Origin of the sequence: Pseudomonas helleri, from assembly GCF_009600315.1 — a bacterium.
Classification (GTDB): Bacteria; Pseudomonadota; Gammaproteobacteria; order Pseudomonadales; family Pseudomonadaceae; genus Aquipseudomonas; species Aquipseudomonas helleri_A.
This window is the reverse complement of sequence record NZ_WIWC01000031.1, coordinates 49,021-58,807: the sequence shown is the minus strand read 5'-3', so window position 1 is coordinate 58,807 and position 9,787 is coordinate 49,021. Positions and strand designations below refer to the sequence as shown.

Annotated in this window: 6 protein-coding genes; all 6 read right to left on the bottom strand. The window is 54.5% G+C overall.

Features of this window, described 5'->3' with window-relative positions; translation table 11 throughout:
• Nucleotides 1-35: 35 nt before the first annotated feature.
• The 6 genes from GHN86_RS17025 to tssI all read right to left on the bottom strand — a co-directional run bounded on the left by GHN86_RS17025 (nt 36) and on the right by tssI (nt 9,652).
• Entirely contained in the window at nt 36-416 is a 381-nt protein-coding gene (locus GHN86_RS17025; protein ID WP_323369985.1) for a Plug domain-containing protein, read from the bottom strand.
• Between the two features lie 486 nt (nt 417-902).
• Nucleotides 903-2,090 (bottom strand): hypothetical protein, encoded by a 1,188-nt coding sequence (locus tag GHN86_RS17020; RefSeq protein ID WP_228384979.1) that lies wholly within the window; start codon nt 2,088-2,090, stop codon nt 903-905.
• A gap of 42 nt (nt 2,091-2,132) precedes the next feature.
• Nucleotides 2,133-3,323, bottom strand: a complete 1,191-nt coding sequence (locus tag GHN86_RS17015) for a hypothetical protein (RefSeq protein WP_228384980.1) — start codon at nt 3,321-3,323, stop codon at nt 2,133-2,135.
• Complete coding sequence (locus GHN86_RS17010; protein WP_153386983.1) at nt 3,316-6,741, bottom strand: toxin VasX; 3,426 nt, start codon at nt 6,739-6,741, stop codon at nt 3,316-3,318. The genes GHN86_RS17015 and GHN86_RS17010 overlap by 8 nt, the downstream gene beginning before the upstream one ends.
• Nucleotides 6,738-7,616, bottom strand: a complete 879-nt coding sequence (locus GHN86_RS17005; RefSeq protein ID WP_153380592.1) for a DUF4123 domain-containing protein — start codon at nt 7,614-7,616, stop codon at nt 6,738-6,740. The genes GHN86_RS17010 and GHN86_RS17005 overlap by 4 nt, the downstream gene beginning before the upstream one ends.
• Complete coding sequence (tssI, locus tag GHN86_RS17000) at nt 7,613-9,652, bottom strand: type VI secretion system tip protein TssI/VgrG (protein ID WP_153380590.1); 2,040 nt, start codon at nt 9,650-9,652, stop codon at nt 7,613-7,615. The genes GHN86_RS17005 and tssI overlap by 4 nt, the downstream gene beginning before the upstream one ends.
• Nucleotides 9,653-9,787 lie beyond the last annotated feature (135 nt).

Genomic DNA, 9,787 nt, shown 5'->3' with positions numbered 1-9,787 from the left:
AGAAAGCCTTGGCTATGCAATATGATGCTCCTGCGTCAATTCAATAACCGTGTTGCACTCAGCTCCTGCAACCGCCCTTGATAAAAGGTATTGAGTCCCGAGCCGCGTATCGAAATTTTGTTGGCCCCGGAGCCGCTGGTGGCCTGGGCAAAAACACCGGGTTGCAGGGCCAGCACATCTTCCGCGTTGGCGGCCCTGCCCTGCTCTATGACGCGGTTATCCACCACGGCGGTATTACCGGCGACTTTCTTCAATTGTTTCTCGGCTTTCTGCGCTTCACTGGCGCCGGCGCCCTGTACCACCACCGTGGCCAGTGTCGGATCCTGTGCCGCCACACTCATGCCCTGTACCAACATCAACAGCACACCCAGGCTCGATGCCGTGGCTAACGGGTTGAGACGTACAACCGTGTTCACGGACTTCTTCCACATAAATCAACACTCCACACCGGCTAAATAAAGGGAGCATCTATGGGCATAGTCTGGCTCTAACAGGCACTTTGCAGGGTTCATGCCAGCGTAAAAAGACCATGAAACGAGGGGATAACGAGTGTTCGAACAGCAACAACCCGACACTTTGTAAAACAACTGTGTGTATGACAACAGTGACTGGCGAAGGACAAATGCTGGCGGAGCAATACAAACCCGTAGCAGTTGCCGCAGGCGACGTCCGATTGCGCAGCAATCGTGAAACCTGAGTGGGCGGTTTTAAAGGTTAACCGCACGCTCAGGCTTTACGACGACTGCGTCGCCGGACGTCGCCTGCGGCAACTGCTACGGGTGTCCCATGCCCGCGTCTAAAATCAGGCAATCGCGTCATTGGCTTGCGCGTTTGGGTAGTTGACAGAGGACGACGAGAGACTACTCATGGATTTCCGGTCTTGACAGTTTTTGATTACGCACTCAATGCAACCCCGCCTCTTTGCAAGCAGCCGAAAAGGTCGCGCCCTGTGAATCCATCGCGTTGCGCACTTGCTGATTGGCTTTTAGCAGTGCAGCACTTGGGCTGGCCCATTGCTCGGGTGGCAGCGGCTCAGACCACGCTTGTACCTGTTCGGGGAATACCGGACGGCCTTTGCGATGGCCCCACTCAGCCAGCATGAAGGGCATCTTCCAAAAGGTCAGAACACGGCGTACGTACCACCAGCGCAGGGGCCAGGGTGTGCGCTTTGAGTAACCATATCTTTCACGCTCCTCAGCACTTAAATGCTGCCCTTCATCATCAAGGCTTCCCATGAAACGGGCGTCTTCATGTTCGATTCCAAAACTATGCAGTCCTTCATAATTTTTTAGTCGATCTCCCGAAGGGAATAGCCCCAGCGCGGTCAGCCAAGGGTCGGGGGCATCCACCAATTGCCCCTCTTCCATATAATTGCGAATCGCTGCCCACAGCCCCAATGCGTGAGCATCGCTGAACTGAGGGATTGTTATGAAATGCACTCGGTCTTGTTCTTCATCCTCCAGTCCTATGCCGAAGCCATACTGCCGTGTTGCACCATAGGAAGTGACCGCCTGACTGTTTGATACCCAAGCCACCACACTTTCCCATGGCACGATTAAAACTCGGTGAGTCTTACTGTCGACAAAGCACACTTCACGACGTTGGCGATTAAAACGCAGGGGATACGTTTTTGCTTGTTTACGCACATTCGAAACAATCCCGCTGAAATAAATTGCGATGCAACAGGCCGCATAGAAAGCGGGCATTGTGGAGGCATCATACATAAACCCTATAGTGTCGAAAAAACCCTCCCCTGCTTCGGGTGAACTCGTAAGTGCCAAAATCAGGGACATCACAACCGGCAAAGCGAAAGCAGTCATTAAAACCATCCATATACCCGCCGCAAGTATCTTGCCCTGTTCTACCAATCCCCGGTTGGAGCCACCCATTTCCAGAAACACATCATTCATTAGCGAAAAGTTTCTACTGCTTGCCTGCACTTGACCGGTGTACACAGGGAGCGGCGCTAGAAACAGGGTTTCATTTGAACCCTGACTGCGAATTTCTCCTGCGCCGGGTCGCTGGTTGCGTAGATCCAGCGCGGGATCTTCATTGCTAATGTCTTTGCGTTTGAACCAGCGCTTAAGCATTTACAGGCTCCACGTCACTTGGCGGCTTGAAGGCAAAAGTACTCAATGCAACCCCGCCTCTTTACAAGCTGCCGAAAAGGTCGCGCCCTGTGAATCCATTGCGTTGCGCACCTGCTGATTGGCTTTTAGCAGTGCAGCACTTGGGGTGGCCCATTGCTCGGGTGGCAGCGGCTCAGACCACGCTTGTACCTGTTCGGGGAATACCGGACGGCCTTTGCGATGGCCCCATTCAGCCAGCATGAAGGGCATCTTCCAAAAGGTCAGAACACGGCGTACGTACCACCAACGCAGGGGCCAGGGTGTGCGACCAGAGAAGCCATATTTTTCTTGATCTTCCGGACTCAGATCCTCTCCTCCAACAACATCCATTTTCCCCATATACCGGGCATCTTCGCGTTCAAGTCCAAAGCTATGCAGTCCTTCATAATTTTTTAATCGATCTCCCGTAGGGAAAAGCCCCAGCGCGGTCAGCCAAGGGTCGGGGGCATCCACCAATTGCCCCTCTTCCATATAATTGCGAATCGCTGCCCACAGCCCCAATGAGTGAGCATCGCTGAACTGAGGGATGGTAATGAAATGCACGCGGTCTTGTTCTTCATCCTCCAGTCCTATGCCGAAGCCATACTGCCGTGTTGCACCATAGGAAGTGACCGCCTGACTGTTTGATACCCAAGCCACCACACTTTCCCATGGCACGATTAAAACTCGGTGAGTCTTACTGTCGACAAAGCACACTTCACGACGTTGGCGATTAAAACGCAGGGGATACGTTTTGGCTTGTTTACGAACATTCGAAACAATCCCGCTGAAATAAATTGCGATGCAACAGGCCGCATAGAAAGCGGGCATTGTAGAGGCATCATACATAAACCCTATAGTGTCGAAAAAACCCTCCCCTGCTTCGGGTGAACTCGTAAGTGCCAAAATCAGGGACATCACAACCGGCAAAGCGAAAGCAGTCATTAAAACCATCCATATACCCGCCGCAAGTATCTTGCCCTGTTCTACCAATCCCCGGTTGGAGCCACCCATTTCCAGAAACACATCATTCATTAGCGAAAAGTTTCTACTGCTTGCCTGCACTTGACCGGTGTACACAGGGAGCGGCGATAGAAACAGGGTTTCATTTGAACCCTGACTGCGAATTTCTCCTGCACCGGGTCGCTGGTTGCGTAGATCCAGCGCGGGATCTTCATTGCTAATGTCTTTGCGTTTGAACCAGCGCTTAAGCATCTACCTTCTCCAGTTCATCTCGCTGGATCAGCCATGGTTTATCCGCCCCTAGCTGTTCAGGTAAAGCCTCTACCGCTTTTAGCTTGAACCTCCCCGACAGCGGCGCCCGGTGGCCACGCCCTGTAATAATCTTCAAGTCGTTCACTCTAAAGAACGTACGATGAATCAATGCACGCTCGGCTTCCAGTTGATAGCCAATGCTCAGTGCCAAACTAAAATCCGAGTTTTGCAGGTTTTCGGGAATCGGAATCTGCACGACCAGCGCCTCGTCTTCCTCACTGGCTACTTGGCCCATACCCGCCCACGCCGCACTGCGTTCATGCCAGCGTGCCGTGGAGTGCGAGCCATAAGGACGGTCGGTGTTTTTTTCGGTTTGCCGTTGGTACACAAGGAGCTGTAATTGGCGGCTGTCCAGTTCTCGCGTGCGGATACCCGGCAGCACAAATCGCAAAAAAGTCTTCTTTTCAACCCGGATCAGTTCGCAAGTAGGCTGCTGTACTACGCGGGCTAAAGCGCTCCAGTCATCTTGCAAACTACGTTGAAGAGACTGAGTGCCCCACACGCTGCTTTCCAGCCACTTCTGCATTGCATCACGGTGAAAAAAGTTATAAAGGCCTTCACCCGCTAACTGCAAGGCGGTGGCGATCAACCCGACCAGATTGACTCTCACCGCTATGCTCAGGAGTTTAGGGCTTGCTTGCGCCCACGCCAGCGCTCTGAGTTCCGACGAGAGGCTCATGACTTGTTGAACGATCCGGGTTGTATGGCGAAGCCCCCACACATTGGTGCCCACTAATATTCCATCGCCGGTCAGTTGAAGGGTTGTAGCCACTAATGTCTTGTGATTACCCGTCGCCAACGCTTCGCCCCACTGTTGTGAGTGCTTGCCCACATCAACCAAAGCGTTTACGACGCCGAATTTGAAAGCACCTATACCGGAAAATCCCACCCAGCGTCCTAATCGACTCATGGCGTTAAGCTTCCCTGCCACGCTCTCCATTTGTTGGATATGAGCCTGGAAAACGGTGACTGCCAAACCTTGTGTCGCAGCCGTACTAACGGCTATGAAACCTACAGAAGCCTCAATAATGGCTTTGGACTTTTCCCATAGAGATCCGTTGTCGGGGCGTGACGCCCCAAACACCTCAATCAACTTAAGTCCCTGAAACACGACCAACGTCAGCGCAATCCAATCGCCCTTTGAACTCAACACGCTACGCATCGGCGCTGCAAACGTTCCGGTCGCTCGAAAATCTCGAACGGTTCGATTCAGTTCAGCACGCACCTCAGGGCTCCAGCCATCAACCACCGTGCCAATTTGTGCAGGGCTGCCGCTGCCTGGGGTCAATGCCAACGTCAATCTTTCTTCTAGCGGCTCCAAAGCCGCTTTTACTTGAATGATGCTCCGGTTGATACGCTCTTCGCTGCCGACGGGGTCCAAGCCATATATTTGACGGTTGAGTGCTGTTTTACGTTCTTTATAGAGGTTTTTTAGTTGAGCTCGATATTGCAGTGCGGTGTCACGGGCAAGGTTGTATTGCTGGATTTCGATAGGGGTTGCACCTCTTACGGTTAATCCGTTTAGTGAAAACTCACGCAGTAACTTTAGGCGTGCGGGCGTACCTATACTACGAACAAAGCTTTCAGGGGGAATATGTTGATTGAGTCGAAATGCACTCTGTGCTTTATCCAGTTCGTCTGCTGCTTGTAATTGAAGTGCCGGGTTATACGCCCCCTCCAACATACTTTGCATGCCCTGAAACCGAGTGTTCAGTAAGGCATAGTTAGGCAACCGTTCGTTCATCAAACTATTGAACTGATTGGCCAGCCCTGAAACGTTGTCGATGTTTTTTCCCGACTCAAGCACGCCAATCGTGAAGCTGCTCAGATCTGCCAGCTTTTTGGCAAGCTCGGTCTGGTCACGTAGATGCAGCGTTTCCAGCCCTGGGATCAGGGTCAGCAGGTTTTTTTCTAGATACGCTGCCAGTTTTTCGGTCATCTCCCGGTTTTCACAGATGGCCGCTAGACATAAAAACTCAGTCTCCAGTCGATGCTTGATTTGCGTATCCAACGTGAAGTCGTAGTACCACGCGGCACGATGGAAATACCCCTCGACAATCATTTTTAACCGGTCTTCGCGCACTCTCCCCAGGCGTGCATGCCAATGGTTCAGGAGGGTTTGCTCTCTGACCACAAAGTCTTGCATGGGCACGCGGTGTGTCAGGTCGTCTATACCGGGTTGCCCTGGGAGGGTGCCATCCAATGCGTCCCAGGTATCTTTGGCCAAGCCATAAATAGTGTCCTCATGGCGCCGCCACAGGGTTTCACCCAAGCCGTCTTGCATGGCCAATCGGGCGCGGTGGTAATCGGACAAATTTTTGAGCCCGCGCAATATCTGTTCTGGGGCATAGATCACCGGCCCTTGGTGGTTGCGCATGGCTTCGAGGTAGTCATAGATCAAGGCCTGTTGCGCGGGCGATGTTTGATCTTTCAAGGCTTTTACCGCCGGGTCGACCGCACTGATTTGATCGAGGCGCGAAGCATTCACGCCATACAACGACTGGATATAACTCCCGGTCAGGTACTTGCGCTGTACGTCTTCATCCGCACTCCAGTGCCCTAACCAGTCACTGATTTTCAGTTGTTCTTGGGCCAGATCGCGCATGACCCCGAAATCATCACGCAGCACCAGATACACATAATCATTCTGGTAAGCGCCCAACACTTGGCTGGTCAGGGTGTGTATAGGCGTGTTCTGGAACAGCGCTTGAGCTTCCCAGCTGTAAGGCTGGCTTTCCTCAGGGTGGGCTCCTTCGGGCAAGCGGTGGGGAGGCTCGGTGCTGCTCGGAGTTTCGGCCACTTCGGCCAGCCATTGCTCGACCTGTTGCTGGCTTAACAGGTTGGCGCCACCGTTAACCGGGCAGGCTTTGCCGGGCTCGACCAACTGCATTACGCGCCCGCGCTCGCTCGGGTCTTTTAATACCTGGGAGCATTTGAACGCTGTCCACTGAATTTCGGAGTAGCAGGCATATAGCGTGGTATGCCGTTTAAAAATAAGGTGTGGCTCACCGACGGATGAGGTCCGCACATCAGCGGCCACTTCGTTGTCCTGCCACAGCAATTTGGTGATGCGGCCTTGTTCTATCTGGTATTCATGCAGGTAACCGCTGCCGTTATCAATCAGGTAGAGGTAACCATCGCGCAACAAGCGAATCCCCACGGGATGGCTGCTCAGCCTGAACGGCATGTCGAGTGCTGAAGACGGGTCCAGCCGCTCGACCAGCGCGTAACGCAACGGCAGAAGTTGTAGCGTTTTACTCATCAAGTCGCACATGCCCATCGCTGCGCGGATATCGGTTGCGCTCGCGGCCAGGGCGGCCAGATGGGGGCTGTTGTTGACCGGCGTTTGACTGTTCATTGTGGCTGTCCTTGAGCCGCGAGGCGGTAGGCTTGCGCTAATTCGGCGGCGAGTGTCACGCGTTCCAGTGGGGTTTGGGTTGTGGACGGTTGATTCAGTAAATGGTGAATATCCGGGTACGAATCGACACCCTCGTTCACCAGCAAACACAGCACGTTGGCGTACAGAGTGACTTCCCGAGCCGAGTAAAAACCTTGGCTGTAGGCCATTTGCGCCAGCTTGTAGGCACGGATGCGCCGTTCGGTCTCAGAGAACTGAGCCATGACATCGGGAAAGTAAGTCGTCATATGCCGGGTCAAGCGCAGGACAAAGCGGCGAAATTCCACTTCACCCAACGCCGTCAGTTCTTGATCGGACAGTCGCAAGGTGCTGGGCACAGTCGCTCCAGCGCTGGCGGGCCGTTTATGCTCAAGCCATTGAACATGCAAGCCGTCCGGCAAACAGATCTGTTCGCTGGGCCCCAACCAGCGTGAATCCAATGGGTTTTCACTTGCGCTGATCAACTGATGGAGCACCGCAGGGTCAGCCATTCGCATCATCACTTCGTCACCCGAAGGGTGTTGCACAACAATCAGGCTGCGTAAAAAAGTGCTCAGCGTGGCAGCGTCAGTCTGTGTAAACAGCAGATAGCCCGGTTCGATCTCGGCATTGACCTTGAAGTATCTCAACACAGGATCGTCAGGCCCGGACAGGCTGATCAAGCACGGGGAAATGTCCACGAGCGCATGCCAGCGCGTGGTCACGTACAGATATTCTTTGGGGTTTGGCCAGTGTTGAAACCGTTCGGCCAGATCAGGCAAACGCACTGCATCGAGCACGAGGTACGCCCTAAGGTGCCAGGGCAGGTGGTTGGGCAGTGCTGGCATTGCAATCATGAGTTGGGCTCCGGGGTGGACGACTGCTCTTCACAAATGGCGCACAGGGCGTGTTCCTTAAGCAGGTTTTTGCGTTGCCTGAGCAATGAATAGGGCTGAAAAGGCGTGAAAAGCGACTGCGCACCTTCGGACACTAACGGACTCGCCGGTGTCCCCGGCACTGGCGCACCGCCCAGCACAATCGGCGTGCTGCTGAAAATGCCTCCGGCGCCAATCACCAGATGCTGACCACCCGCCATCAACGTGATATTCGCCCCCGCTTCCAACACCACACGAGCACCCGCTTGAATGCTCACTTCTTGCCCGGCCTCAGCGGCCAGTAGTTGCCCCACCCGTGTGTGGCTGCTGGTGGCCACCTGCAAATGGTCGCTGGCCTTGAGCTGCACTTTGCGATCACCCGTGACGGTGTGTTGCTCCTGCGCCTTGAGCACCACCACGCTGTTGCCCGTGACCCGGGTTTCGCTGGCGCCATCGATCTGCACGCGGCTGTCGTTTTTGATGTGCTGTTGCAGGTCGCGCTGGGCGTGCAGGTAAATCAGTTCCTGACCCTGACGGTCTTCGATGCGCAGTTCGTTGTAGCCGCTGCCACCGGGGCTGCTGCGGCTACGAAACACGCTTTGGGTCTTATTGGCGGGCAAGTCGTGAGCGACCGGGTTGAGGCTATTTGGTACGCACGCAAAAATGACCGGGAAATCCGGGTCTGCGTTGATGTATTCCACCAGCACTTCCATGCCGACTCTGGGAATGGTCACAGCGCCATAGCCATCCCCGGCCCAACTGGACGACACCCTGATCCAGCAACTGCTTTGCTCGTTGTTGAGGTCGCTGCGATCCCAATGAAACTTGACGCGGACCCGCCCGAATTCATCGCAATGGATCTCTTCGCCCACCGGCCCGGTGACGCGGGCGGTCTGGCTGCCCATGATGCGCGGCTTGGGGTAGACCTTTTGCGGGCGGTAAGTGATCACTTCGGGGATACCCTCGAAGGTGTTGCGATAGCCCTGAATAAATTCATCAGGCTGCGCAGGCTGGCGGGGGCGGCCCTGTTCTTCCAGCACTTGCGGCTGTTTGCCTTCATGGTGAACCTGGGTCAGCAACCAGCGGCCATTCCAGGAGGTGTTTTTATGCTCGCTCAGGGTCAGAAAGTGGCCACTGCACAGGCGCGGTTGATTGCTGCTGCCACCGGCCTGCCGATGGCCGCTTTGGTGACGCTCCAGCGTGCGCTGGCTAATCCGTTCGCCGTCGGCTTTCCCTTTGAAACCGCCGGGGTAGCTGTAATCCTCAAGTACCCGGTCCTTGCGCTCGCAATGGCTGTCGGCCTCCAGCGTTCGGCTGGCTTTCTGGAAGTCGTAGTCGCGACGCACGATGTGGTTAGTGCCGATTTTTACCTTCAGCTGAAAGTGGTCGATTGAGGGTTCGGCGGCGACCATGCCGTTATTGGGCACGTAAGGGGTGGGATGTTCCAGCGGAGTAAATGCCTGCTGTTTGTCGCCGAAAACCAGCGTGTGGCCGTCAGGTGAATGCTTGAAGTAATAGTGGAAGCCTTCTTCAAAACACAGGCGCTGAATAAAGTCCAAGTCGGACTCGGCGTACTGAACGCAGTATTCGCGAGGCAAACAGGGCGAAAAGGCATCGAAGGCGTAGGCATTGTTGAAAATGCCGTGTTCTTCGAGCAGTTGTTCAATGATCTGCTGGACCGTCAGGTTCTGAAAGATACGGTGGTTGGTGCGATGGACCAGGTTGGCCAGATGGGGAGTCAAGGTCAGGCTATAGCGCGTCAGACGACTGCCGGGACTGCCCTTCTCAATGCTCGATATCTGCCCGTGAATACCGCTGCCCTGACTGTCGAAGGCCAGAAAAGCGCTGTGGCCCAACAGGGTGTCGAGGTCAATGCCGACCTGTTCGCTGACCAGTTCAATCGTGAAAGCATAGGGCGTGCTGATGGCCTCATCGCCCGAGAACTCCAGCACCTTGAAATCATGTTGAACGTGTTGCATGTGCAGGCTGAAGGTGTGTTGACGGGCTGACGTGGACATACCGGGTTCCTCCCTGAATAAAGGGCTGAACGCTAACGGATAGAGGGGTGATGGGGGTGTAGGAGGATTCTGAAAGATTCCTAATAAGTATTACCGATTGTTCGGTGCTGGAGATGAAATGACGGTGGGAATCCG